Origin of the sequence: Frateuria sp. Soil773 (genome assembly GCF_001428405.1) — a bacterium.
In the GTDB taxonomy this organism is placed as follows: Bacteria; Pseudomonadota; Gammaproteobacteria; order Xanthomonadales; family Rhodanobacteraceae; genus LMSL01.
The window spans coordinates 103,646-129,134 of the sequence record NZ_LMSL01000018.1 but is presented as its reverse complement, the minus strand read 5'-3'; the positions used below and the strand labels follow the sequence as shown (position 1 = coordinate 129,134).

Sequence of the window (25,489 nt, the reverse complement as noted above, 5' to 3'; positions counted from 1 at the left end):
CAGCCAAGACTGCCAGATGTTCTCCTTTCAAATGACGTCGCGTGAGGGGAAGGCTACGCGTGCACATCAAGGAGCATCTTTGACGACTAAGGGCATCATTCCCTTCATCGCCAAAGACGTCTCCGTGATCAAGGCCAATGAGGGCCTCGGTGAGAATAAGCGCAGCGATCTCAGTACGACGCTGACCCGGTGGACGCGAACAGATAAAGGGGGCAAACCTGACTTCCGTGCCGCCTTTTTGATGTTGAAAGAAGCTTGGAAAACGGCACGGAAGAACGGTAAGCGGAGGGTTTCCGAGGTATCCGCCTAGCTCTGTTCCGATGTGGCCACGTCGCGGTGGTTGGATCTCCTTGTATGGTGTTCGCTCACGCTGCGACTACGTGGTCGGCCGAGCCGCGAGTGGCCGTACTTCGGTGCGACACCTTTTCCAAAAATGCGACCCAGAGACGGTGCTTTCAGGCGGATGAAGTAGTCCACCTTGGCAAGGTAGAGGGCGACGCGTTCAAGAGCGCGGCGTTTGTCTTCATCGTCCCAGTTGACTTCCCCGATGCCCAGCATCCCTAAGCGCTCGTAGTTGCCCTTCTGGGCGTTCACGTTCCAATAGCTTCCTCGCTCGTTGGTGATGTGGGTCGCCCAATGATTTCCCATGGCCTGCGCGATAGTCCGGTCTTGCATGACTTCGTGGCCATTCAAGAAGATGATCCAGTGCATGTGGAAAGACTTGTATACGCCATGTTCGATCTTCCAGATGTACCCCACCAACGACGGGTATGACTTGCGGATATGCTCCAGAAAGGCATCCCGGTGTTGAGCGACTTCGGTGGCAGTAACAGGGTCGGGTGGAGCACTGTCTTCCTTGAGCAGTCGATAGGCTGTTTCCACGTACTTGCGTTGGTAGGTCAGATCTAGACGGATGACGCGCAAGCGGGAGTAACGATCAAAGAGTGCCCGGATATAGCGCCGGACGCTGTTTCCGTTTTTGCGTGCAGCACGCTCGTGCTTGTCAATCTGCTTGCGAAAAGCATCTGCACGAGCAGCTCGGCGAAGAGTCGCAACTACCTTGTTCAGGCCATCCGCATCGGCATCGTGGATCAGCGCCAAAATCTTGAGGCGGTCCCCCATGCGCTGCTCGTACAGTTCGTAGTAGGGGCTGAAGCGATGCTGGGGAAAGACCTTCCTCACGAATGCGAGGTCCGTGCGCAAGCAGGTCATGAATGTGGAATACAGGGACTTGCTGTTAGGCAGCGCCATAAGTCGATTGTTCAAAGCTTTTTCGACAAGGTCGCTATTGTGGTGAATGAGCATGATCATGAAATCGTCGATTTGGCGCACACTAGTCGTGCAATCCATTTCTTCGGTGGCACATCCCATGCCATTTTCCTGGAGGATGGTGCTGCTCTGCCATTGACTGGCAATCTTATTTTTACCTTTCACTTAGTGATCCTTTGAAAAAGGCAGAAGGCGATCTGGAGGGCCTTCTGCTGTGGGTTGGTCAAGGCGCCGAACAAAGAAGAAGAAACAAGGCTGATTAACAACCAGTAAGAGCTAACAACGTAGAGTCCCAATTTAGGCGTGAAGTCGCCTTGCCTCTGGATGCGGAACATCGAGGACATGGGATTCGATTTTTCGGGATATCGCGGGCGGTGAAATGAGCGAAAGTTAATGCCCGCTTCGGTCAGTCGACTGGCTGCGAGTTCTTCAAGTTCGCAAGGATGAACGCATCAAGCTCAGACTCGAGTACATACGGTGTATGGCCGATGTAGAACTTTTTCGGCATACCCGGATTCCTGTACCGGGAATTTTCTTTCCATAGCTCATGCAGGGTCGTATTGCTGATGCGAAGTCGCGCGGCGACCTCTTGGAGTCGAAGTGGTTGAATGCCCTGATTCTGAGGGCGATTGGTCATGTTGATGGAACCTCATATTGCCTTCGGTAGGTGAAGTCTCTCGCAGGCTCGTTGGCGGGGGTTCCTCCCGCCGGCTGTTGTAAAAAAAGTCCTGATTAGCCCCAACCCTCAGCCACATTCGGGCGGCAGCCATGGCGGGCGGCGGGTTGCCGCCCGTCTGCCGAACGGCACCGCTGATGCGGCGAAAGAAAGCCGGCACCCCCATCCGGGCCTGGCTGACGGCGGTTTCAGGGCTGAGCGAGAGGGCTAATCAGGAAAAAAGTTGGTTCCGGTGTTCGTACTTGTTGGTTCCGTTTCCCGCAACCACACTGTTTTTGGGCAGGGGTATCGCGCTGGCAACTGGTGGCACCGATGCAGTGGTGGTGCGTGATATGTTGAGGCGGAAACTTGAGCTTGCGCGGCTGGCGGTGCAGTCCACCAGCCGCGTAGGCATGGAATCTCAGCTCCCTTCGGCAGGTGCTTGTTTGCCTGCTTTGCACCAATCTTCCCATTCTTTGATCTGATCTATGCTGATGGTGTCATCGACGCCAACCTTGGCAGCTTCTTCGTGATGAGCCTTCGTCCAACCCTGCACACATCCATCCAAGGAAACAGGGGGAACAGATGAAGCCGGAGTACCGGTGGAGGGTGCTGCTGTCCTAGCCAGTTCTGATGTGGAAGGAGATATTGGCCCGGTAAGGGCTTTGGCGATCTGATTAGCTGGCTCCGTACTAACGTCCTTGCTGTTCACCAGTTTGCCATCGACGTAGACCTCATCCGTAAGTAAAATGCCGTTCTTGTCCCAAGTCTTCCTTTCCCCGTCGATCTTCCCATTGACCCACTTGTCGACGAGGACCATGCGTTTTCCAGTGCCCGGATCAAAGCTCTCGGCTACGCCATCGTAGAATCCCTTGCTGTAGCCAAGCTTCGCAGTCAGGTGCTCGCCATCCGCCGTGTATTGCTTCCATCGGCCTGTGCGCTTGCCGCCAGCGAACGCCCCTTCGATAACTACCTTGCCGTTCGTTTCGTTGTAGCTGGCATAGTCACCATCGTACGCACCATCAGACCAGCCGAGTTTCTTGACTAGCTTGCCGGTGGAGGCGCTGTATATCTTCTGCGTACCATCGGGCTGCCCCTGGTCGAAACGTCCCATGATGAGCTTCTGATCAGGCTTGTCCGGGTTGTAGTAGACGAACTTTCCGGAAAGCCGGCCGCCGTCGAACTGAGCCTCGATCACCGTGGTCTCTGTACGCGGTACATCGCAGGTTGCGTCCCCGTCGACAAAACCCTTGTGCACATTGATGCGGCAATAAAGGCTCGGTGAATCGCTGCCCATCAGCGCTTGCATGAAGCGCGCAACGGCATAGCGGTTACCGCCGGCCTCTTGCATGAACTGGTTGTAGCCCGGGGCATTATTGAAAAGGAAGTCATCTGGGACATGGGTAACCACCCCTGTGAACGGTTCATTGGCGCTGGGGGAGTAGATTAATCCATCGGTCACCTCTGCATTACGCCAGTCCAGAATCGGCTTGCTGCAACCTGCAAGGGTCATCATGACAACAACCGCTGCCCCGGCAAGTTGACTCTGCGTGAACCTCTTCATGGTGTTTTACTCCTCGTTGAATGCAAGAAGCGCACACCGTGAAGTGCACGCTCCGTGGGGTTTGACGTAGTGATTGGCAACGGATCTTTCAGGGAGTAACAACGATCGGAGCGCCGGACAAGGCCTTATCCGCCGCCTGCCAGCCGAAGCGAAGGCCCACGTATATGGCAGCCGCGACTACCAGTGCGATGCTGACGAGCACTAGCAAACCCATGCTTACATCGCTGTCCGCTTGGTTCAGTAGGATTACCGACACGACGCGTCCGGCAAACCAGACCGCAAGGACGCGCCAGAGCACACCTAGCTTCAGACTTTTGGTGAAGGCATAGCGCGCGCCGGGTTGGTACTTTTCGGCGTAGTACATCCATCCCCATTTCGTGCCGAAGCGCAGACTGATGCCGGTCACGAGGCCAAACGTGATCAGGAAGACGACACCCAGAACGTCGATGTCGATATCCGTGTTGCTTAGCAATATCGCCAGTAGAGAGAAGGCAACGGCGATGGCTGCGCCATACCCAGCAGTACGCCATTTCTGGGAAGAGGAAAGTCCAAAGGGATGGTTCAGTGCTTTCATGCCATGAGATCCTTATTTGTGTTGTGGATGGAGAACGGACGCGTCACGGTGCGAGGGCATCAGGGGCCTGGAACGTGGCTCACGTATGAGGAGATGCACGGTTTCACATCGGACATTCGACGGCCCCCTGTGGCCGATTCCCGCTCCGACAAGGAACGGGCACTGCGTGCTTCTATATACCGTTGCGGTATAGACTATTGCGCATGACGTATATAGGCAATGCTGTCGGTGGTTCAGCCACCGATGCCTTCGCTTGCCCTTGTCCGTCACCGTCATCTTTGCCAAGCGCCTGAAGGACGCCCGCACCATGCGGGGCTTGTCGCAGCGTGCACTGGGAGGCCTCGTGTCCGGTGACAAAGCCAGCGGAAGCGTGCGGGTCAACCGCTACGAACAACAGGTGAACCGTGCCGACATGGACACGGCGGCCGCCTTGGCAAAGGCGCTGGGTGTTCCTTTGGCCTATTTGTTCGCTACCGACGACGACCAGGCCGAACTGTTGCTCGTGTTCGACAAGCTCTCGGACAGCGAACGGTCCAAGCTGCTTGGACTGGCACAGCAAATGGCTGGCGGGAAGACAAAAAAATAAGCGCAATCCCACTTGCGGCACGAAGGGACATCCGTGTCCCTTCGGCCCCATGGCTCGCTCCATTCAGTCAACCAGCTGCGCCACCTCGTCCCATGCCCGCTGCTTGATCTGGGCGCCCTGACCGAACCAAGCCGCATCCCGACGATGGTCGTCACTGCGTGCCCGACGGTGGTGGTCGACGTACTCGGTGACACTGTTCAGCAGTCCCCATGCCGTACCACGGGTAGACGCCAACGATGATCCCCGGCCTCCACCCTCGTACAGGGCACGAATGCTGGCGACGGCCTGTTCGTTGACCACGGTCGCCTTGTTCTCCCGTGACGGGTAAGTCAGGACACGACGCAACAGGCCTTCGACCGAGTCCGGATCGACCGGGCACTCCGCCAGCGCTTTCATCCGGGTCACGAAGCCTCCCCAGGGCGCCACAGTGATGCCGAGCTGGCGCTTCACCGCCGCCGAATCGAACCGGCTGCGGTGCGGCACCTTGATAGCGTTGCAGCGATCTCCCAGGGCGATGGCCAGGGTGTTGTTGCAGACCACACGAACGCTGGTGAACTGGGCTGTGGTGGCCAAGGTGCCGTCGCAAGCCGTAGCCAGCAACAGATAGCCGTCCACCGTGTCCCGGCCTTTCAGCGTGACGCTCTGGCCGGTGCGGGCCAGCGCCCAGAATTTGCGCCCTTCACGCAGGACGCCGGCGGTTTCCAGTTGGAACCCGCCCATCTCGGTGAGATCGCGGTAGAACTCCAGGATCTCCCCGGGCTGGACCACCTGGAACCGCTGACTTACCACCGCCAATGGTGCCCTGGTGTCCGACCGATACAGCACCTTCTGCTCCGGGAAGGCATGGATGGCGCCGGCATGGCGGGTGCCGGCGATGAAACGGACATCGGACTCCTCGATCTGCCAGTCCATGCCGGCTTGTCGCTTCCAGACATCGAGGGATTGGTGGGGCTGAAGACGGCAGCCCAAGCCGTGCCACGGGGTGTCCCCGACGTAGGCCATCGATTGGACGAGATGCATGATGAACTCCTTGAGTGAGCGCAAACGCACAGGGCCCGGCTTCTGCCGGGCCCTGTGCGTGGCGTGGGTGGGTGAAAACGAAGGGAGGGGAGGATTTACCTGGAGACCTTGCGTTGCATGAGCCCTCGATTGGCCATGCTGACGCACTCGGCACCAATGATGAGGTGATCGAGCACCCGCACGCCAACCAGTTGCAAGGCCTCGCGAAGCTCCCGGGTGATGGCCCGGTCTGCTGCACTGGGCTCGGCCTCGCCACTCGGATGGTTGTGGGCAAAGATCGCGGCGCTGGCGTTAACACCCAGTGCCGCCCGCACCACTTCCCGTGGATAGATGCTGGCGCCATCGATGGTGCCGACGAAGAGCCGCTGGTAGTCGAGGATACGGTGCCGGGTATCCAGCCACAGGACGTGAAACTCCTCGTTTGGCAGGGTTCCCAGACGCATGCGCAGGAAGTCAGCCGCATCGGTCGGGCAACTGATGCGGCCTTTCCGCTCGAGTTTTTCCCGCAGGATGTCTTCGGCAGCTGCCATGATTGTCTGTTCCAAAGACGAGCTGGAAACATCGGTGGAAGACTTGGGGGTGGATGACGCGGGTGACATGACGAACTCCTTTTTCAGGGGCATATACGCCTGGAGCCCGGCCAAGGCCGGGCTCCAGGCGAATGTGCTTGAGAGTGAAAGCGAAGATGGATGGAACGGTGGGCGACCTTACGTAGACTTGCCGCCATAGGCGTGGCCGCAGCTATCGCAACGGTAGTTGTGCAGGATGTTCCGATCGATGGCGGTGCCCAACCGGGCCCCGGCCGCGCATCCCGCCGCGCCGCCGACAATGCCTTCGATCACCACACCAGCCGCCGCGCCCAGCAAGGCACCGACCGGGCCGGCCAAGAGACCGATCTCGGCCCCAGATACCGCCAGCACCACGCCACTGGTGGTGCCGGCAATGGCACCGAGAGCTCCACCGAACCGACGGGCTCGGTCACGCGTCTCGACATGCGTTGATCCACACTTGGGACAACGCAGTGTCATATCCATGACATCGCCTTCCCATGCCTGCTCCATGGCCAGATCACGCACGGGAATCCTCCTCCATGAGGTACTCGACGTACCAACGAAGGAAGCAACTCCACAAGCTACCCGCGAGGAAGATGAGGACGAACACGACCAGGCATTCGAGCAGCGAGGGACAGGGGTAAGCGACCCACGATCTATCGAACATCACCGAGGCTCCTTGAAAGTGACATCCGTTACTGGGCGTACGGATGGAGCTACCGGTATGGTGGCTCAGCGTGGTGATGTGGATTTAAAAAAGGTTGGATTGAGACTCTGCCATGCCGACTGTTGCGCCAAGGAAGGGCAGCCTCACAACCACGTCCGCCCAGGATCAATGAAAGTGGCTACGGGGCTAGAATTGACAGGCCAAGCGGCCATCGCTCCATAGGGAACGGTGCATTCAAGAGACCCGTAGAAACATGGCTACCAAGTCCACTGCCAAGAAAACCACGAAAACGAAAGCTGCGCCGAAGGCAGCCCCCGCAATCAAGCCAATCAAGGATGCTCTCAGCAAGTCCGCCCTGATTGCACATCTAGCCGATCAGGCCAGCGTCGAAGCGAAGCATGTCAAGGCCGTACTCGCTGCGCTTGAGCACACGGTACTCGGTGCCGTACATAAGAAGGGCGCTGGCAACTTCACCTTGCCAGGCCTGTTCAAGATCAATGCGGTGAAGGTGCCAGCCAAGCCGAAGCGCAAAGGCAAGAATCCGTTCACCGGAGAAGAACAGGTATTTGCAGCCAAGCCTGCCACCGTCAAGGTGAAGGTGCGCCCGTTGAAGAAACTGAAAGACGCAGCTCTCTGAAGCAGAGTGTGTCTGCCAACCAACGTTGGCAGACACCTCAACCTCGAGTGTGAGCAAGTGTGCCAATGGCAGCAATCGACCCAGAGCGGTCAGTCGAGACACCAGTCCAATCACCGCTTGCGACCAGCAGGCACGCAAGCTGACCGGTATCTCGCTCAGATTCTTGGTGTCGCGCATGGGCGGTGCCCGACGTGGCGGCTGTATTCGCGGCTGAACTGGGACGGGCTTTCGTTGGGTAAGACAACTGGTGTGCCACCCTCGAGGCCTGGGCCGTGCTACTTCATTCAGTGGCACGGTACTGTTCGGAGAAGCGCGCGCTTGTTGAAGGAAAGGCAATGGCAGCAGGGCATACCGTAGACCTCGATCAGCTCAAGGCGCTGGTGCAGGCAATTGACCCGCCGACCCGCTTGGAAAACTTGACCGCCGCGCTGATTGGCGAATTGATCGGTGTATCGGTTGCCGTGGCCAAGTCGGGGTTCCAGCACGGCGCTGACGCCGGCACCGTGGGGCGCCAGGGACGCTTCTTGCGCATTGAGTGCAAGCGCTACCGCGACGATTCCACGCTCAACGACCGCATGTTGCTGGGTTCGATGGATCAGGCGTTCGACGCCGATCCAGCGCTGGAAGCGTGGATACTGGCCGCCACCCGAGAGGCCGACGAGCAGCTCGAGCGCCAACTGCACAAGCACGGCAACGCGCATGGTATCGCGGTGCTCATCGTCGACTGGAAATCCCACGAGGGCGAACCGGCCTTGGCGGCATTGCTAGCCTCCAATCCGGCACTGGTCGGTAAATTGCTGGACGCTCACGCTGGCGACTTGGCGGCGCGCCTGCAGCCGCACTTGGGAACAGGTATCGATCGTCTGCGTCGCGACCTGGCCGCCTGGCACATCGGCGCGACGATCGTGCGCCAGAAATCGCTCGCGCGACTGCGCTCGATCTGGGGCGACCCGCGGCAATCCCAGGCGCACTTCGGCCAAGTCGTCTCTGGAGGCGCCAAGCGACATATCCACCGCGCCCAGGTGCTGCGCCAGCTGGACGAGTGGTGGCGCGCCCATGCCGCGACCGCCTCGCCGGCGTGCGTCACTGGCCTGTTCGGCGTGGGCAAGACCTGGGCGGTGACCGATTGGTTGATCGAACGCGCGGACCAGTTGCCAACCACCTTGCTCGTGCCTGCCTCGGCAGTGGGCGGGCGGGACCTGGGATCGGTGCATGAGGTGAAATCGTTCCTCGCCGAACGCCTGCACGAGGTAATGCAGGTGCGCGATGCCGCGCACTGGCGGTCTCGCCTAGATCGCATGCTGCTGCGCCCGGCGGGTGAGGGTCCCGTCCTGTTGGTGGTGCTCGACGGCATGAGCCAGCAGCCGCAGGCTCACTGGGATGGCCTCTTGAAGGTGCTGCAGGGCACGGAGTTCGTCGGACGCGTACGCGTCATCACGACCACGCGCAGCCTTCATTTCGAGATAAAACTGCGGTGCCTGGCGTCGCTGGTCGATCGCGCGGTGCTCATCGAGGTTGATGGCTACGACCTCAAGCCTAGCGGCGAATTCGACCAGATGTTGGCGCTGAACGGGTTGGATCGGACGGCCCTGCCCCCGGACCTGATCACCACGGCGCGAATCCCCCGATTGTTCGACCTAGTGATCCGCTTCCGGGAGCGTCTCGTTGACGCGGGCGCCGTAACCTTGCATCGCCTGCTGTGGGAGTACGGGCGCGACACCGCCAGTGCCTCGGCGAACAAGGCCTTCTCGGCGCCCGAATGGGCCGAATGGCTGCGCGCTGCCGCCGCCGGCATCCAAGAGGGTATTCGCTCCTATTCACTCAAGGCGCTCAGCGACGCGACCGGGCGCCTGGACAGCGCGCCGGCGGAAAATTACCAACGCCTGAGCGAGCTGGCCGATTCGACTTTCTTCACGCGGCTGGCCGACGGCACGTTGGAATTGACCCCTTCGCTGGTGAACCACGCACTGGGTGCCACCGCGGTACACCTGCTGTCCGCCGAGCCGAACGCCACTCGGGAGGCACTCGAGTCCGCACTCGAGCAGTGGCTCGATCCCATCAGTGGCATGGATCAGCGCCCGGAAATCCTGCGCGCGGCCGTGTCGATCGCGCTGGAGTCCGGGCCGCCCCGGCCGCTGCTGGGCGTGCTCACGGCGGCGTGGTTGCAAACCCAGAATTTTGCCGACAACCACCAGGCGGAGGTGCAGGCCTTGGCGGCGGAAATGCCCGACGCCTTGCTGGATGCGATCGAGCTGTCGCACCGCTACACCCATGCCGCCAGTCGACATACGGCAGTGGAGGCGTTGCGCGGTATCGATCGCACGAACACGTTGGTGCGCTCGCGCATCTTCTTTCGCGCCGAGGAATGGCTGCGCCGCATCTCGCGTGACGTGGAGATGCGCGCCAAAGCCGAACCTGACGCCGAGGCCCATCGGCGCAAGCGATGGATCGAGCGCTTGGGTGTCGATGAATCCGGCACGCGTACGTTGTTGGGTGAGCAGGTGGTGCTGGTCGACCGGGACGAAGGGCAGTGGACGGACCATCTCCCGGCACTACTCGAGCGCTACCCGCTGGTCGAGACGGTGCCTGCGCTGCGCCTGGCCGCGATCGGTGCGGCGGTCGGCTCGATCCATAAAGCCTGGGATCAACTGCGTTGGGTCTACCTGCTCAATCCGGTCGACCCCGATGATGTGGCGGCTAGCGTGCGCGCCGCGGCGGAGGAGATGGCCCGTCGAACCCCCGAAGCGGGGGTGCACCCACAGCTGGCGCGGCGCGCGGCCGAACTGTTGCTGTACGTGTCGGGGCGGCAAGCTGATAACGAGGCCGCGGCCGCGCTCGACGTCACGATGGGTCGCTCCTTCATCTACGAGGAGCACTACCTGCCGGATCCGGGACGCAGCTTGTTCTTCCGCCTGGAGCGCCGGCACGTGCCGGCGGTGTTGCTCGATGAGATGCTGCCGCTGCACGTGCGCCTGCACCGGTGCGAAGACGTGTGGTTCGACCCAACGTTCGTGCCACCGGATGCTTTTTGTCTAGAGGTCGCCGACGCGTTTCGCGATTTCCCGGTGGACAAGATGCGCGCTGGACGCTACGCGACGCGCGAAGACCACACCTTCGACGAACTGCAGGCGGTGTTGGCGCGCTGTGCGCCGCACCTGCTCGCAGAACTGCACCGAAAGCTCGCCTCTGCGGCGCCAACAACGATGGGAGCCCGCGCCGCGCGCGCTTGGCACCAAACCGATGCGCTGCTGTTGCATGGTCCCGAGCAAGTGGCCGCGGCGCGCACGTTACGAACGGCCGGTCGCGATGCCCGAGAGGGCGACGAGTCCCATGTGGCGACGCAGCTGCTAATGACCGAACTGGCGCCACTCGACGCCCTGGCCCAGGCCCAGCTGGTCGTGGACGCCGACTTGTTGGGGATACCGACGACCATCACCGATGACCTGCTGCCGATGAACAGCGCCCAGGTCGACCAGCTAATCGAACAATTCCGGTTCGGGTCGCCCAAGCAGCAGCAGAACGTGTTGGTCCTACTCATCACCCAGCCACCGACGCTGAGCGATACTGCATGGAACTGGTTGCTGGAGAAAGCGAGCTCCCCGGACGAGATCGATGTGCGCCTGGCGTTCATGGCGCTTGCGGCGGCCGACCCGCGCCGACTGGGCCTGCATCTGGACCGGATCGGCTGGAGTTTCTCACTGGACGCCGATACCTTGGCGGCGCACGCCGCCTCCGGGGCGTTGATGGAGGCCACCCGCGGGCAACCGTTCGAGCAAGTCGCCGGACGCCTGGCGCCGTGGCGCCTGCTCGAGGCTGTGCGGATGCGCGGCAACGATGCCACCGAAGCCCGCGTCGCCTTGGAGCGGCTTGATGCGATTCTCACCGGCGGTCCGCGCGAGGCACCCGACCCCGGTGCCCAGTTGTCCATCGAGCGCACAGACGCGTCAAACCGGCCGCCGTGGTACTCGACGCGCCCCTTGCCGCCAGAGGACCCCGACTCGGTCGAGGCGATGAAGCATGCCTTTGATGAAAAGGCACAGATGGAGGCGCAAAAACGTGCGAGCGAGACAGCACGTACGCGCATCGCCAAGGCACGCAAGGAAGGCGCCAGCCTGTACCTGGAAGTCGTCACGCGCGAGGACGGCCAAGCCATCTTGCAGCACGGGCCGGAAACCTTAGCCCGCTGGATCGAGGGACATGAGAGCTTGAGCACCGAATTCGTGCGGCGCGTCCAGCTGGCCGAAGGCCTGTTCCTGGCGATCGTCGAAGCGTTGCTCAGCGACCAGCCGGCACGGGGTGTCAGCCTGTGGCGTGCATTGAGTGCGGCCATGCGCACGCGCGTGACCGGCGAGGGAAAGCTGCTGGAACTGTGGCACATCCTGTTCCGGGCGCCAGCCTCGACCGATGTGCTCGCGGCGCGCGATGCCTTGCTCGACCTGGAGCGTACCAACACGGATGCACAGCTGTACGACGTGGCATTGGCAGCGCAACTCAACGGCGGCAACGCGTGGCTGGAGTCGGTGATCGCACGTGACCTGGCCTCGGATGTGCCTTGGCGACAGCAGCGGGCGCAGATTCTGCATGGTTTCGTCGCGGACAACGTGCTGCCTGTGGCAGACGCGTGGACTGAGGGCCAATCGCGCTCCTGGGCCCAGGAGGTGCGGTGGAGAGCGGCGCGATTGCGGTATCTGGAGGCATGCGCCCACCATTGGTGGCGCGAGTACTGGCGGTTGGAGAACTTGGAGGACGCCTTTGCCGCGTGGGTCTTGTTCGAACAGTGTGCCGATCGGCGGGCCCTAACATGGATGCGTCGCGAGGCGGAGTCGGTCGGGATCAGGGAGGATCTGCGGACGGCGAAGTACCGGCATTGGCGCGCGAACCGGCTGCGCTGGAAGCACGGCGCCGACAAATCGAGCTTGTCCTTGCAGCGAAGCTTCTTGCGTCGAAGCACCGAAGACATGGTGTGGCCGTGGCGCGAGTAGCCCCCCGGCGGATTGGTCGGGAATCCTGCTTTGCGCAGGCGATGTGTGGGCAGGGTAGGACGCTGATGCCTGCATCGGCGTCTGCGCGGGCGATTCTGTGCTGGGGCCCGACCACGCCCGGCGAGATGTCCACCGGCAGGCTGCGAGGCGTCGCTTCGAGCAATCTGTTGTTAGACGCCGAGGCTTACCGATTCACTACGAACCGACCTCGAGTGGTCACAGGCACGAGTATCGATCTCTCGGCACTCCGTTTTCTCAAGCCACTCACCGCAGTACGTGTCACGGTAGTCTCCGGCTTCGCGACCGTGTCGAGAGCACTAGTCCAGGGCGCGTAGCCGATCCTGGATGGCGAGAGCATCTTGGCGTCCGGTGGAAGCCAGCGCAGCAGCGATCTCTATCAATGCCTTGCGCACGTCCGGTTGTTTGCGCACTGCGGCCACGTCGTGTTGAAGCACTGTAACGATGAGCTGAATCAGCGCGTCGCCGCTGCTATCACGATGGAACCCGAAAGCGGCCTCGGTCGTTTTGAGCGTTGCCTGGATCCACAGCAGGCCATCCAGGCGTAGCGGGGACCCGAACGGCGACGCGAGAAAAACGCATAGCGCGGCGAGATTGTCTTCGCGCTGAAGGTGAGTCTTGGCCCATGACTCCAAAGTGGTTTTCATCCGCAATGCGGCACCGGCAGGCAAGTTGTCCAAGGCCCATTCACTGCCGAAGCCCAAGATCAACCGCCGCATTTCCTCGCCGTGAAACCACAACCCGGGTAGGTTCCAATTGGCGGCCAAGGCGTAGTTGCCCAGTGCATGCCAAAGTGCTTCGAATCGCTGCGGGTCCGCTCCTTTGGACAGCGCCACGAACAGCGTTCGCACGAAATGGCGAATGGCAATATGCCCCGCCGGACCCAGTTCCAACACCCGCTTCCAGACACGCTGGGCGAGATCCTGCGGCTCGCTGATCGCTAAGGCCGCCAACCTTTCCAATACGTGATAGGCGAACTGCCCGGATAGGTGCAGCTCGCCATCCTTGTCGCGTCCACGCTCGCGCGCGTGCGCGATTTCCAGCTGCCAGAAACGCAAGAGCAGCGCACGGTCGATGTCCGCGTCTTCCGTTCCCACGCCGCGCAGCAGCCACGCGAACAGGTCGTCCAGCAATTGCGTGTCCAAGCACGCTCCCGCCAAGAAGTCAGGATGCCGTCGCGAGGAGTCGGCCTGGTGGACCCGCAGCTGGCGCCGATACATTATTCGGGCGCACCCGGCATCCATGCGAACCACGTCGAGGCGATCGGGCGTACAGGTGACGCTCAAGGAGAACTTGCGCAGTCGCCGCCACCATGTCGTCCACACGCATCCGACGAAATCTTCATCCCCATAGCGGGGACCCAACATGTTCAGGCCCGACCAAAGCAACCCGACATGCAGCAAGCGCCACCAGCGCTCACCCAGTACCTGGTGGTTGCGATACGCCTCCGCCACCACGCTCTGGGCTGCCAGGCGATCGCCGCTGGTGAGCAAGCGCACTACGCGCAACTCTGCCTCGCGGTCCGGTGCTTGAACCCACTTCCGGGTCAGCGCCATTGCGACGAAATCCATCCCGGTGTGCGTGGTCGGGAATCGCGCCTCGCGCAGTCCCTCCGCCGTGCTAGGAAGCGACGCGAGCGCGACATCGAAAGTTTTCGAGATCCTCTCTTGCGCCGACGCGTTTTCTGTCAACCAGTCGGGCGCCAGCATCGTGAGAGTGGCCGCAACGGCGCGTTCGCAGCGCTGTTTCACCCACGCTTCGTCGTTCGCCGCAATTTCCAGGGCCTCGTAGAGGGCGGCCGCCTGTACGAAGCTGATCGGCTGGCCCGCGTCGAGCAACTGCTGGCATTGATACGGCGCGGTGAGCTGCCTGCGCGATGGTGCATGTGTTTCTTCCCACGCCTGCACCTCGTTCACCAACTCGCTGGGCGCCACAAACTGGAGCTGGTCTTGGTGCCCACGCCGATAATTTGCGGAATCGAGCTGGGCGATGAGAATCCGTCGCTCCAAGGCGGCCTTGGTGTCATCCGGCGTCGACCACATCGCCGTCCATGTGCGAACGTCGTCCGCCAAGGCGGGCGTGGAAGCGATGAGCTCGATGGCAACTTCAAGCAGCCCAATCCGCCGATGCGGGGCCAATACCCACTGTTTCGCCAGCTCGAACAACTGTTCGCCAGAGGACGCAAGATTGATGGTGAAGTTCTGGTCGACGTGCTCCACGCGAAAACTGTCCCAGGCGTAGAGCTGGGCCTTCGACAACAGTGACGAAAGGGGACCATTGAACAAAGCCGGCGTGTGCTTGCCGACGTTGAGAAGCACTCCGATGATTGCCATGGAATGGGATGCCGCTAGCAGTTGCGACGCCATGGGCGCGACATCCAAGCCCGCATCGACCCGCATCACCATCCATCGCTCGAGGCTATCGAGAGCACTATGGAGATTGGCCGTTTGCGAATCCACATTCTGCGACCACGCCAAGACATCCGGACCGCCCTCGAACCGACGCGTGGCTCCAGACACGCAAATGTCCAAGCCGGGCTTTTTCGATCCGTGCTCACCTTCGGCCCACCGAGCAGTGCAGAACGCGACCAATTGCAGCAGCGCCGGGATGGCGTAGTCCGGCGCAATCTGAAGAAAGGGCCAGAAGGGACTTTTCCAGAAGATCGACGGAAACGGATCCTCCGGGTAGGCCAGACCCAGGCGTTCTCGATGGGGGCGACGGCGTGCATCGAAGTCGCGCTCCGGCGTGTCGTCGACTATCAATGCCAGCAACACCTCCGCCGCCGTGGCGGGGTCGGCGCGCATCAACGGCTCAAGGATGCCGTTCTTGAAACAGGCCTTTCGAAAATCCCGATCGACCGGATGCTTGGCGCCGATTGGCCAGGGCGGTAGCTTCTCGCGATCGAGGCCGATCACCTTTCCCATTTGGCGCGCGGCGTCCTGACGTGCGCGCAGCGCGGGGTCGGCTGCCAGCCGTCGCTCGTGTTGCGCCTGCCTCTCCGATCGGAGTTGTTGGATTCGGGTCGCCGTCGTGGCATTGCGTGACTGTCGCCCACATAACTCCAATGCCAACTCCGTCACGGCGGTTGGACAATCGGGCGCGCCTGCGAGCGCCGCGGCGAAAAAATCAGGTTCCAGGTCGATCAGCATGTCGCCCACGCCCTTGTGGACCTGAATTGTCCGCACGACGGCCAACGCGAGTTCAGCCAGTTCGCGTCGGAAGGGCGTGGGCTGACTCTCCCCGATCGTGAGAGGTGTCTGCATCAGCCAGCTGTGTGTGAGCCGCGCGAGCGGGGACGAAAGCAGATCGGCGAGCCTTTCTTTCTGTGCCAAGACAAACTGCAGCATGGGCACCCACCGACCGATCACGATGGTGCGCCGGTGTGCTTCAGCGTACAGCTCAAGCACGCCGCCCGTGGCCTGGATAGGCTGCGTCGGCACGGTGGCAAGGTGCAGGAAGCGGTTGAGCAGCTGATTCAGGCGACGGCCGCGGTTATCCAGCAACCAGTTCACTCGCAGCGTCAGGAAAATCAGTGCTTGCGGGTCCTGGCAAATCGCATCGAACAGGATGCCTTGCACCAGCCCCGCCTGCGGGGAGTCGACGTCGAAGGCTTCCAGCCACGCATCGCCTTCCCCGGGAGGGCGTCGCAACAGCTGCTGCCCCAACAAGCACAGCGCGTTGGTCCACCACGGGTTCGACGCGAGCGCCGCCCACGTTTGAGGGTCGTTCGACAGCTCTTTCAGATGCTGGAATCGAGCCCAATCGGCTGCCAGGTCGTGTTCAAAACGCAGGTGGTTGGTGTTCGCATCAACCCGCAAAGGTAGGGTCGTGCGGCTTGCCTGGAACGCCTGTAGCTGACCGGCGTCGAGGGTCGAGATCGGGACACTGCGGTTCGGGCCGGCATCGCGCTCGCCCAACTGCGTGAGCAGTGCGTGGGCAGCGAGGTTGCCTTGCGTCCAGAACTTCCAAAGCGCATCGACGACGTCGAGGTGAGATGCCAGGGTTGTCGCGGGGGCGGTCAGGCCGGCGCCCAAGACCCAAGCCAACGCCTTCAAGCTGGTTAGCGCCTCAATGGTGGAATCGTGGCTGGTCAGCCACTTCAACGCCGGCGAAGCCGCGACGGCCTCCTTGACCTCCGAAGCCGATAGCGGGCCGACCTCGACTACGCCATGGCCTTGGGTCGAGATAGCACTCGCTAGCGCCAGCCCCTGATGTTGCGTGGTCACCACGAGGCGCCAAGGGACAATATCGTCGGCGGACTGCGATGACATTCCCGACAGCAACGCCCTCAACACGGCGAGGAGTGCGGGATCCAAGCGCTCAATCGAGTCCAGCACCAGCACGCTTTGACGTGCGCGCGTGCCGCGCATGAGCTCAGACAGGTCGTGGCGTAGTCCTGCCGTGCCGCGCCGGGCAGCTGACAACATAATGGCCGTCTCCTCGGGTCCGAGCCACAGCTGCGCGGCCGTGGGCAAATGGGCATCGAGCACGCGTTTGACCAAGGCCGATTTGCCGCTGCCCGACTCGCCTACGACGACGGACACAACCTCTGCTCGAACAGTCTCGAGTAGCTTCGTTGAGACTTCCGTGCGTGCCAGGCTGTGACCATTTGGCAGCTCGACCTCAATGCGCGAGCGCTGGTCGGTGGAGTATCCCGCCAGGATCGTCCAATCCGATTGGTAATCGGGGTGATCGCGCAGCGCGAAGCGAACACGCAGTTGCGCCCACGCGTCGAGCAGCTCGATGGTGCCTCGCTCGAGACGGGCCTTCTTGGCCATGGCAAGCAGTTGCTCCCATAACGCCTCGGCCTCGGCCAGATCAACGCTCACCAACAGCCGACGGCACTGCGCAATGGCTTCGTTCTCGCGCAAGGCATCGGCGGCATGCAGTTCAATGGGAAGCACGTGCAAACGCTGGATCAGCTCGCGCGTTTCGGCCTCTGAGGCTTGCTCGCCGGACGCCTTGGTACGCACGCTATCGAATAACCGCGATTGCTTTGCGTTGGCGCGAATTCGCGACAGACCCAAGGCCGAATCCGCGTCGTCGCAGGCATGCTTGATCTCGCGCCAGGTGGCATCGAACTCGGCATGCCTAGCCGCCGTGATCAGGGCCAGATCATCCTTGGACGCGGAGAGCGGATTGTCGGGGTGGAGCCACTGCGCCCAGGCAGCCGACACAAAGCTGGCGGGCAAGGCGGCCCCGGACACTTGGACATTGCCCTTGCAGGAGATGGCCAGCTTCCGAACGGACCCGTCGTGTTGCCGGCTGGTGACCAACAGATCGTCGATGATCCAACCCAGTGTGGCGACCTGCGCCTGGACCCGGGTGCCACGACCGCCGATGGCGGTGACGGGCTCGCCCACCAGCATCTTCATGAGCAGCCACGCGTTGACGCGATCTTCGAAGTCGAATCCCGCTCCGCTCGTGACGCGGAGCGGAGCAGGGGACCGGTCGGTATCAGGCTCGCTGGACATAAGCGCTCATTCTAGGCCTGCCATGGCATTCATCGCAGGTCGTCAGGATGGACCGGCACCCCTTGCAGTGGATCGGTCTCATGAAAGGCGACGAGATTCGCCGGCGGTATCTGCCAGCGACGCAGAAACGGTTTGGGCACAAAGATCTAAACCAAGGTGCTGTCCGGCGAGCCAAATGCGGAGCTGAATCCCCGAGCAGGTAGGCCGAGAAGGATCGCTTCTGGCCGTTTGTAGTCATTCTCCAGCGGGCTGTCCTGAGCCAAAGTGACCTACGCCAGGTGTCGAGCTAGCCGAACTGTCTGTGCAACCCACCCGCAATGCATCCAGATAGTCTGCCCATGCTTGCATCATTTTGCGGCGTGCCGGCAGATGTGTGGTGCGATTGTAAGCTCGCCCATTAGCATCTTTGACAGCGTGGGCCAGTTGGTGCTCGATGTGATCCACAGGGAACCCAAGTTCTTCATCCAGCACAGTTCGCGCCATTGCTCGGAAGCCATGGCCGGTCATCGTATCTCCATCGAACCCCATGTAGCGCAGTGCTGCATTAATGGTATTTTCGCTCATTGGGCGGCGAGGGCTACGCATACTTGGGAAGACGTATTTTCCTCGGCCCGTTAGCAGATAGAGATCGCTTAGGATTTCTACTGTCTGCTTGGACAGCGGCACCATGTGCGGCTGCTTCATCTTCATTTTCTCTGCCGGGATGTCCCATATTGACTTGGTCAGATCGATCTCGGCCCACTCTGCATGCCGCAGTTCTCCCGGACGCACGAATACCAAGGGCGCAAGCTTGAGTGCGGCGATGACGGCTGGGGAGCCTTGGTAGTTGTCTATGGCGCGGAGTAGCTGCCCGATCTTTGCTGGAAGGATGATGCTAGCGAAGTGCTTTGTTTGCGGACGCTCCAGCGCTCCTATGAGGTCGGAGGCCGGATTGCGCTCAGCGCGCCCCGTGGCGATCGCATAGCGGAATATCTGGCCGGCAAGGCCTCGGGCACGGTGGGCTGATTCCACGATGCCTCGGTGCTCCATCTTCCGAAGTGCTGCAAGTAGCACGGGAGCCGATATGTCAGTCACCGGCATATCGGCGATGCCGGCGAGATCTTTTTCGATCAGGCGGCGGCCGCGTTTCACGCTGGCCGCACCCATACCTTCCCTCTCCCGTTTGGCAAGGAATTCCTTGCCGATTGAAGCGAACGTATTGCCCGCCCGCTCAATTCTGGCAGCTCTCTCTGCTTTGGCGGTGTGAGCAGGATTGTTCCCGTTCCTCACCAAGGTCCGTGCCTTGTCGCGCTCGCCCCGGGCCTCGGCGAGCGACATGCTGGGATATTCGCCCAGAGTGATGATGCTTGCCTTGCCGATATGGCGGAAACGGTATCGCCAGAACTTGGCGCCAGTGGGCCTGATCTCGATGCACAGCCCGTTTCTGTCGGCTAGGCGGTAGGCATTCGTGCGGGGTTTCAGTGAGCGTAATTTGGCGTCGGTGAGCATTGTGAGTCATGCCTGTGTGAGTCACGAGCTATATTAGCAGGCATGTGACTCACATCCTGACTCACTTGTTGGCCGGATGAGATCGAACTCAATCGAACTGCTTGGGGGCGAAAACTCAGCATCTATGCGGGTTGTCGCGTGTCCTCCGAACTGGTTCGAACATCATCGAACAGTAATATGGTGGGCCCACCAGGATTCGAACCTGGAACCAAGGGATTATGAGTCCCCTGCTCTAACCGTTGAGCTATAGGCCCGTACGTGGCCGGCGGGGAAGCTGGCGCGGGGAGCGCCATGGTAGCGGCGTGTTCCGGGGGCGTCGAGGGCGGGGCAAAAAAGAAGCCCCGCGCGGTGGCGGGGCTTCTTGCTTGCGGCTTTCGCTGCCTGCCTTACTCGAGATCGAGGAACGAGCGAAGCTGTTCCGAGCGGCTTGGGTGGCGCAGCTTGCGCAGGGCCTTGGCCTCGATCTGGCGGATGCGCTCGCGGGTGACGTCGAACTGCTTGCCGACTTCCTCGAGGGTGTGGTCGGTGTTCATGTCGATGCCGAAGCGCATGCGCAGCACCTTGGCTTCCCGCGGGGTGAGGCCGGCGAGGACGTCGCGCACGGTTTCCATCAGGCCCGTCTCGGTCGCCGACTCGATCGGCGAGCTGGCGTTGGTGTCCTCGATGAAGTCGCCCAGGTGGGAATCCTCGTCGTCGCCGATCGGGGTTTCCATCGAGATCGGTTCCTTCGCGATCTTCAGCACCTTGCGGATCTTGTCCTCGGGCATCTCCATTTCCTTGGCCAGCTCCTCCGGCGTCGGCTCGCGGCCGAACTGCTGCAGCATCTGGCGGGAAATGCGGTTGAGCTTGTTGATCGTCTCGATCATGTGCACCGGGATGCGGATGGTGCGCGCCTGGTCGGCGATCGAGCGGGTGATCGCCTGGCGGATCCACCAGGTGGCGTAGGTCGAGAACTTGTAGCCGCGGCGGTATTCGAACTTGTCCACCGCCTTCATCAGGCCGATGTTGCCTTCCTGGATCAGGTCGAGGAACTGCAGGCCGCGGTTGGTGTACTTCTTGGCGATCGAGATCACCAGGCGCAGGTTGGCCTCGACCATTTCCTTCTTGGCGCGGCGGGCCTTGGCCTCGCCCACCGACATGGCGCGGTTGATGTCCTTGATGTCGGTCAGCGGCAGGAACAGCTGGCGCTCGATCGCGGCGAGCTTCTCCTGCTCGGCGTCGATCGCCTCGCGGTGGTTCTTGACGTTGGGCGACCATTTCTGGCGCTTGCGGCCCAGCTCGGCGGCCCACTCGAGGTTGCCCTCGTTGCTGGGGAAGGTCTTGATGAACTCGGCCTTGGGCATCTTCACCTGCTTGACGAAGATGTCCATCAGCACGCGCTCGTGATGGCGGATGTCGCCCACCACCTCGCGCAGCTTGCGCACGAAGCCGTCGATCAGCGCGGACGGCAGCTTGAGCTTGAGGAATTCCTCGGCCATCTGGTCGCGCAGCTTGACGATCTTCTTGTCGTCGATGCTGGCGGCCTTGGGCGCGGCCTTCTGGAACTTGGCGTAGTAGTCGCGCAGCAGCTCCATGCGGCGCTTGACCTCCTCCGGGTCGGGGCCGCTCGGGCCGGCCTCTTCCTCGTCGGTGGCGTCGTCGTCCTCTTCCTCGTCCTCTTCCTCGGATTCGGGCGCGTTGGCGGCGGCTTCCTCGGCTTCGGCCAGGGCGGCGTCGGCGGCCTGCTCCAGGTCGGCGAAGCCGGCCAGGATCTCGCTGAGGCGGCGCTTGCCGTCCAGGTGCTGGTCGTATTCCTCCAGCAGCAACTGGATGGTCAGCGGGAAGCTGGCCAGCGCGGTCTGCACCTGGCCGAGGCCTTCCTCGATGCGCTTGGCGATGGCGATCTCGCCCTCGCGGGTGAGCAGCTCCACCGTGCCCATCTCGCGCATGTACATGCGCACCGGGTCGGTGGTGCGGCCGACCTCGGCGTCGACGGCGGACAGCAGGGCGACGGCTTCCTCGGCGGCGGCCTCGTCGTCGCCGGTGGTGCCGGGCGCCGCGCCGTCGGCGATGGTGTCGTTGTCCGGGGCGGCATCGTGCACTTCGATGCCGACGCCCTTGAGCACCGCCATGATGTCTTCGATCTGCTCCGGATCGACGATGTCGTCGGGCAGGTGGTCGTTGATTTCGGCGTAGGTCAGGTAGCCCTGCTCCAAGCCTTTGGAGATGAGCGCCTTGATTTCGGACTGTTGCTCGGGAGCTTTGTTGTTCATACCTACCGCCGCGGATGCAGGAACCGATCAGTATAGCGATGTGCTGCTTTTTTGACCAGTTTTCAAGTGAAGGGAATGCCGTGGGGCACACGCAAAAATCGCGCCAAAATAGGCGTTTGCCGGATCGCGATGGGTCTGCGCGTGCAACGGGCTCAGGGCACTTCCAGCCAGAAGGTGACCGGCCCGTCGTTGACCAGTTGCACCTGCATATGGGCGCCGAACCGGCCGGTTTCCACCCCGGGGGCGTGCGCGGCGCGCGCCAGTTCCACCAGCCGCTCGAACCAGCGGCGCCCGTGCTCGGGCGGCGCGGCCGTGGTGAAGCTCGGCCGCATGCCGGAACGGGTGTCGGCGGCGAGGGTGAACTGGCTGACCAGCAGCAGCCCGCCGCCGGTATCGGCGAGCGAGCGGTTCATTCGGCCCGCCGCGTCGGAGAACACCCGGTAGCCGAGCAGGCGCTCCAGCATGCGCTTGGCCTGCGCCTCGCCGTCGTTCGGCTGCACCGCGACCAGGGCCAGCAGGCCGGGGCCGATGGCTCCGATGGTTTCGTCCCCGACGACGACTTGGGCGGCGCTGACACGCTGGATCAGGGCGATCATGGGAGCTCGGCGGCGAAAGGCTGGAAGCTTAACCGGTGGCGGCCCCGGCGTGGCCGCTTCGCCCGGAAACGCCTGCCGACGGCCGGGATTGGGCCGGGGCGTCCGCATGCGCCGGGCGCGAGCGGGGGCGCACGGTCCCGTAAACTGCGCGGATGCGTCCCGACATCTACCTGGTCTATCTCCTGCTGCGTTTGTTCGGCCTGCTGCCGCTGCGCGTCCTGCACGGCCTGGGCGCCGGGCTGGGCCGGCTGCTGCTGTGGCGCAACGGGCGCAGCGCGCACAACACGCGGGTGAACCTGCGGATCGCCCGTCCCGGGCTCGAGCCGGCCGCGCTCGAGGCGCTGCTGCGCGAGGCGATGGTCGAGGGCGGCAAGTCGGTGACCGAGATCGTCAGGATCTGGGGCGGCGGCGCCGAACGGGCGCTGGGCCTGGTGCGCGAGGTGCGCGGCGAGGAACTGCTGGACGCCGCGCGGGCGGCCGGCAAGGGCGTGATCATCGCTGCGCCGCACCTGGGCTGCTGGGAGCTGCTCAACTACTGGCTGTGCCGGCGCATGCCGATGGCGATCCTGTACCGGCCGCCGCGCATCGCCGCGGTCGAGGCGCTGCTGCGCAAGGTGCGCGGCGCGCTGGCGCCGGAACAGGTGCGTGCCGAGGGCGCCGGCGTGCGCACGCTGTTCAAGCGCCTCGCCGCGGGCGGCACGGTGGGCATCCTGCCGGACCAGAAGCCGCGCGCCGGCGAGGGCGAGTTCGCGCCGTTCTTCGGGCGCGAGGCGCTGACCATGGTGCTGCTGCCGCGCCTTGCCGCGCGCACCGGCGCCACCGTGCTGTTTGCCTTCGCCGAGCGGCTGCCGCGCGGTGCGGGCTACCGCATCCACCTGTTGCCGGCGCCGGCCGGGCTGGACGACGGCGATCTCCCGGCGGCCTGCGCGGCGCTCAACCGTGGCGTGGAGGCCTGCGTGGAGCAGGCCTTCGCGCAGTACCAGTGGCACTACAAGCGGTACTCCGCGGACGACCGCGAAAGCCCCTACCGGCGCCAGCCAGGCCAGGGCTGACGGGCATCGCTCACGCCGGCGGAGGGCGGTCCAGCCGGCGCAGGAACACCTGCATCTCCTTCTCCGCCTGCTTGTCGCCGCGGACCTGCGCGGCGGCTATGCCGCGGGTCCAGGCATCGGCCGCGCCGGCGGCGTCGCCCGCGGCCTGGCAGGCCTTGCCGAGCAGCTTCCAGGCTGCCGAGTAGTGCGGATCGAAGGTCACGGCCTGGCGGAACGCCTCGATGGCGGCTGCCGGCTCGCCGTCGCCCAGCAGGGCCTGGCCGAGCGAGAAGCGCAGCAGCGCCCCGTCGCGCGGGCCGCCGCACTGCGCGCGCAGGTTGGCGATCAGCGCCGCGTTCATGGCTGGCGGCGGTAGCGCCAGTCGTCGTCCGGGTAGATCCGCGTCGGCTGGGTCGGCTCGGCGGGGGTATGGCCGGCGCGCAGGTCGGCCAGCGCGGCGGCCGGCCACACCACCACCCACGACGAGCGGAATGGCTGCACCAGCAGCGGATAGCGCAGGTCGTCCGGGGTGAGTTTCGACGTATGCACGACGACCAGCCCGTCGGGGTGGCTGCGGGCGAAGTCCTGCAGCGCGCCGGCTTCGCGCAGTTCGGCGATGGGGTGGGCGATCCGGCCGGCGAAGTGGAACTGGCCTTCGTAGTTGCCCAGGAAGCCGATCGCGCGGCCCTGCGCGTCGGCCGCGCCGAGCAGCTGCGAGGCCGGCGCCAGGTCGTACTTGTGCCACAGGGTGAGGGTGAACAGGCTGTTGAGCGCGAGCACGCCGACCAGGCCGGCCACCGCCAGCCGGCGCATCTCGCCGCGACCGCGCAGCAGCAGCAGGCAGCCCAGCAGCAGGAACACCACGCTGAAGAAGCGGCTGTAGGCGGTGGCGTCGTCGAACCATTCGCCGTTCAGCCGGTGGCTCGCCACCAGGTTGGGCAGCACGAACAGGAACACCGCGAACACGATGCCGCCCACGGCCAGCGGCCAGGTGCCCAGCCAGCCGTTGTAGGCCAGGGCCGGCCGCCGTTCGCGCAGGACCGCGATCGCGCCGGCCAGTAGCAGCATCGCGCCGGCGAATTCCGGCAGCGGGTAGTACGCCTGCTTGCCGCTGATCAGCGAGAACGTGACGAACACCGGCAGCAGCCAGCACAGCGCGAAGCGCAGGCCCGGCTCGAGCGGGCGGCGCAGGGCCGCCAGCGCCACCCAGGCGCGCGGCCAGCCGCTGAACGGGAACAGCAGCGCCGGCAGCCACAGCACGTACCACCAGAACGGCTGGGCGTGGTTCTGCAGCGGCTCGGCGTGTTGCAGCCCGTCGACCACGCGGCCGGCGGTCTGGGTGAAGAACAGGCGGTGGCGATAGGCGTCGCCGCCGCTGAAGCCGGCCGGCAGCGCCCATGCCAGCAGCATCGCGGCGCCCAGCAGCAAGGCCGGCAGGCCGCGACTGTACCAGCGCGCGCGGTGTTGCCGTGCCCAGTCGTTCCACAGCGGACCGAGCAGCCAAGGAAACACCACGTGCAGCAGCAGCACCGGCCCCTTGGTTAGCAGGCCCAGGCCGACGCATACCCCGAACAGCAGCCAGCGCGGCTCGGCGCGGTCATGGCGCGGGGTCAGGCACAGCAGCGCGGCCAGCGTCCATACCGCCAGCAGCACGTCGTACATGATCTGCAGGCCGAACAGGAACGCGTAGCCCAGCGCCAGCAGCATCCACGGGGTGGCCTTGGCGACCCAGGGCCGGTCCGGGAACAGCCGCCGCGCCAGCTCCGCCACCAGCACCAGCTGGGTGCCGCCGAAGATCACCTCAAGCACGCGCGGCCAGACGTCGCCGACCCCGAACGCGAACCAGCCGGCGTGGATCAGCCAGAACAGCAGCGGCGCCTTCTCGCTGTACGGCTCGCCGTTGATGTGCGGCACCAGCCAGTGGCCGTGCTGCCACATTTCCCACGCCACCGCGAGCGTGCGGGTGGAATACAGCGGCATCGGCCCGTGCGAGAAGATCGCCAGCAGCGCCGCCAGCGCCCATAGCGGCAGCCACGGCCACAGGGCGCGGAAATGTTCGGAACGGCTGTAGGCGCTGGCGGGCACGGGATCTACCACGGCGGGAAGTGCCCGCAGTTTAACGCGC

The 25,489-nt window shown here is 63.3% G+C and carries 18 protein-coding genes and 1 tRNA gene; 5 read left to right on the top strand and 14 right to left on the bottom strand.

Annotation, left to right across the window (positions count from 1 at the left end):
* Nucleotides 1-310 (top strand): hypothetical protein (locus ASG87_RS19950; protein WP_235499598.1); only part of this gene is annotated, 310 nt, incomplete at its 5' end.
* Here the strand turns inward: ASG87_RS19950 and ASG87_RS08550 are convergent.
* The 3 genes from ASG87_RS08550 to ASG87_RS08540 form a co-directional block, all read right to left on the bottom strand.
* Nucleotides 307-1,434 (bottom strand): inovirus-type Gp2 protein, encoded by a 1,128-nt coding sequence (locus ASG87_RS08550; protein WP_157510972.1) that lies wholly within the window; start codon nt 1,432-1,434, stop codon nt 307-309. The two genes, ASG87_RS19950 and ASG87_RS08550, sit on opposite strands and share 4 nt — an antisense overlap.
* Nucleotides 1,435-2,345: 911 nt before the next feature.
* Nucleotides 2,346-3,488: a hypothetical protein gene (locus ASG87_RS19945; protein WP_157510971.1), complete on the bottom strand. Its 1,143-nt coding sequence runs from the start codon at nt 3,486-3,488 to the stop codon at nt 2,346-2,348.
* 88 nt (nt 3,489-3,576) lie between these two features.
* A complete protein-coding gene (locus ASG87_RS08540) occupies nt 3,577-4,062 on the bottom strand; it encodes a hypothetical protein (RefSeq protein ID WP_157510970.1) in 486 nt (161 codons plus the stop codon).
* 253 nt (nt 4,063-4,315) lie between these two features.
* Between ASG87_RS08540 and ASG87_RS08535 the strand changes: the two genes are divergently transcribed.
* Entirely contained in the window at nt 4,316-4,648 is a 333-nt protein-coding gene (locus tag ASG87_RS08535; protein WP_268761804.1) for a helix-turn-helix transcriptional regulator, read from the top strand.
* A gap of 63 nt (nt 4,649-4,711) precedes the next feature.
* On the opposite strand, the gene ASG87_RS08530 is transcribed toward ASG87_RS08535, so the two are convergent.
* From ASG87_RS08530 to ASG87_RS19940, 4 genes are all read right to left on the bottom strand, one after another.
* Nucleotides 4,712-5,668, bottom strand: coding sequence for a DUF932 domain-containing protein (locus tag ASG87_RS08530; protein ID WP_056003806.1), 957 nt, complete (start codon nt 5,666-5,668; stop codon nt 4,712-4,714).
* Nucleotides 5,669-5,763: 95 nt separating this feature from the next.
* Entirely contained in the window at nt 5,764-6,291 is a 528-nt protein-coding gene (radC, locus tag ASG87_RS08525; protein ID WP_157510976.1) for a DNA repair protein RadC, read from the bottom strand.
* Between the two features lie 84 nt (nt 6,292-6,375).
* Complete coding sequence (locus ASG87_RS08520) at nt 6,376-6,744, bottom strand: hypothetical protein (protein ID WP_235499597.1); 369 nt, start codon at nt 6,742-6,744, stop codon at nt 6,376-6,378.
* On the bottom strand, nt 6,737-6,886 hold the full coding sequence (locus ASG87_RS19940) for a hypothetical protein (RefSeq protein WP_157510969.1): 150 nt from the start codon (nt 6,884-6,886) through the stop codon (nt 6,737-6,739). Before ASG87_RS19940 ends, ASG87_RS08520 begins: the two co-directional genes overlap by 8 nt.
* A 253-nt stretch (nt 6,887-7,139) precedes the next feature.
* Here ASG87_RS19940 and ASG87_RS19290 point away from each other — a divergent pair, with 253 nt between their 5' ends.
* Both ASG87_RS19290 and ASG87_RS08510 read left to right on the top strand, forming a co-directional pair.
* A complete protein-coding gene (locus tag ASG87_RS19290) occupies nt 7,140-7,523 on the top strand; it encodes an HU family DNA-binding protein (protein WP_082582847.1) in 384 nt (127 codons plus the stop codon).
* 335 nt (nt 7,524-7,858) lie between these two features.
* On the top strand, nt 7,859-12,505 hold the full coding sequence (locus tag ASG87_RS08510) for a hypothetical protein (RefSeq protein ID WP_056003743.1): 4,647 nt from the start codon (nt 7,859-7,861) through the stop codon (nt 12,503-12,505).
* 317 nt (nt 12,506-12,822) lie between these two features.
* On the opposite strand, the gene ASG87_RS08505 is transcribed toward ASG87_RS08510, so the two are convergent.
* From ASG87_RS08505 to dtd, 5 genes are all read right to left on the bottom strand, one after another.
* On the bottom strand, nt 12,823-17,997 hold the full coding sequence (locus tag ASG87_RS08505) for a hypothetical protein (RefSeq protein WP_056003740.1): 5,175 nt from the start codon (nt 17,995-17,997) through the stop codon (nt 12,823-12,825).
* Between the two features lie 234 nt (nt 17,998-18,231).
* Nucleotides 18,232-19,485 (bottom strand): integrase arm-type DNA-binding domain-containing protein, encoded by a 1,254-nt coding sequence (locus ASG87_RS19285; protein ID WP_082582846.1) that lies wholly within the window; start codon nt 19,483-19,485, stop codon nt 18,232-18,234.
* A gap of 178 nt (nt 19,486-19,663) precedes the next feature.
* Nucleotides 19,664-19,739: transfer RNA gene (locus ASG87_RS08500), tRNA-Ile, on the bottom strand.
* Between the two features lie 132 nt (nt 19,740-19,871).
* On the bottom strand, nt 19,872-21,737 hold the full coding sequence (gene rpoD / locus ASG87_RS08495) for an RNA polymerase sigma factor RpoD (protein ID WP_056003737.1): 1,866 nt from the start codon (nt 21,735-21,737) through the stop codon (nt 19,872-19,874).
* A 152-nt stretch (nt 21,738-21,889) separates the two neighbouring features.
* Nucleotides 21,890-22,333, bottom strand: coding sequence for a D-aminoacyl-tRNA deacylase (gene dtd, locus ASG87_RS08490; protein ID WP_056003734.1), 444 nt, complete (start codon nt 22,331-22,333; stop codon nt 21,890-21,892).
* Between the two features lie 152 nt (nt 22,334-22,485).
* On the opposite strand from dtd, the gene ASG87_RS08485 reads away from it, so the two are divergent.
* Nucleotides 22,486-23,385: a lipid A biosynthesis acyltransferase gene (locus tag ASG87_RS08485; RefSeq protein ID WP_056003731.1), complete on the top strand. Its 900-nt coding sequence runs from the start codon at nt 22,486-22,488 to the stop codon at nt 23,383-23,385.
* A gap of 10 nt (nt 23,386-23,395) precedes the next feature.
* On the opposite strand, the gene ASG87_RS08480 is transcribed toward ASG87_RS08485, so the two are convergent.
* Both ASG87_RS08480 and ASG87_RS08475 read right to left on the bottom strand, forming a co-directional pair.
* Nucleotides 23,396-23,725, bottom strand: coding sequence for a tetratricopeptide repeat protein (locus ASG87_RS08480; RefSeq protein WP_056003728.1), 330 nt, complete (start codon nt 23,723-23,725; stop codon nt 23,396-23,398).
* Complete coding sequence (locus ASG87_RS08475; protein ID WP_056003725.1) at nt 23,722-25,449, bottom strand: glycosyltransferase family 39 protein; 1,728 nt, start codon at nt 25,447-25,449, stop codon at nt 23,722-23,724. The genes ASG87_RS08480 and ASG87_RS08475 overlap by 4 nt, the downstream gene beginning before the upstream one ends.
* Nucleotides 25,450-25,489 lie beyond the last annotated feature (40 nt).

Bases quoted from the DNA above. Each gene is read 5' to 3' on its own strand.
- ASG87_RS08540 (WP_157510970.1), bottom strand. From the start codon at position 4,062: ATGAAAGCACTGAACCATCCCTTTGGACTTTCCTCTTCCCAGAAATGG.
- rpoD (WP_056003737.1), bottom strand. From the start codon at position 21,737: ATGAACAACAAAGCTCCCGAGCAACAGTCCGAAATCAAGGCGCTCATC.
- ASG87_RS19290 (WP_082582847.1), top strand. From the start codon at position 7,140: ATGGCTACCAAGTCCACTGCCAAGAAAACCACGAAAACGAAAGCTGCG.
- ASG87_RS08480 (WP_056003728.1), bottom strand. From the start codon at position 23,725: ATGAACGCGGCGCTGATCGCCAACCTGCGCGCGCAGTGCGGCGGCCCG.
- ASG87_RS19940 (WP_157510969.1), bottom strand. From the start codon at position 6,886: ATGTTCGATAGATCGTGGGTCGCTTACCCCTGTCCCTCGCTGCTCGAA.
- radC (WP_157510976.1), bottom strand. From the start codon at position 6,291: ATGCCCCTGAAAAAGGAGTTCGTCATGTCACCCGCGTCATCCACCCCC.
- ASG87_RS19945 (WP_157510971.1), bottom strand. From the start codon at position 3,488: ATGAAGAGGTTCACGCAGAGTCAACTTGCCGGGGCAGCGGTTGTTGTC.
- ASG87_RS08485 (WP_056003731.1), top strand. From the start codon at position 22,486: ATGCGTCCCGACATCTACCTGGTCTATCTCCTGCTGCGTTTGTTCGGC.
- ASG87_RS08510 (WP_056003743.1), top strand. From the start codon at position 7,859: ATGGCAGCAGGGCATACCGTAGACCTCGATCAGCTCAAGGCGCTGGTG.
- ASG87_RS08505 (WP_056003740.1), bottom strand. From the start codon at position 17,997: ATGTCCAGCGAGCCTGATACCGACCGGTCCCCTGCTCCGCTCCGCGTC.
- dtd (WP_056003734.1), bottom strand. From the start codon at position 22,333: ATGATCGCCCTGATCCAGCGTGTCAGCGCCGCCCAAGTCGTCGTCGGG.
- ASG87_RS08530 (WP_056003806.1), bottom strand. From the start codon at position 5,668: ATGCATCTCGTCCAATCGATGGCCTACGTCGGGGACACCCCGTGGCAC.
- ASG87_RS19285 (WP_082582846.1), bottom strand. From the start codon at position 19,485: ATGCTCACCGACGCCAAATTACGCTCACTGAAACCCCGCACGAATGCC.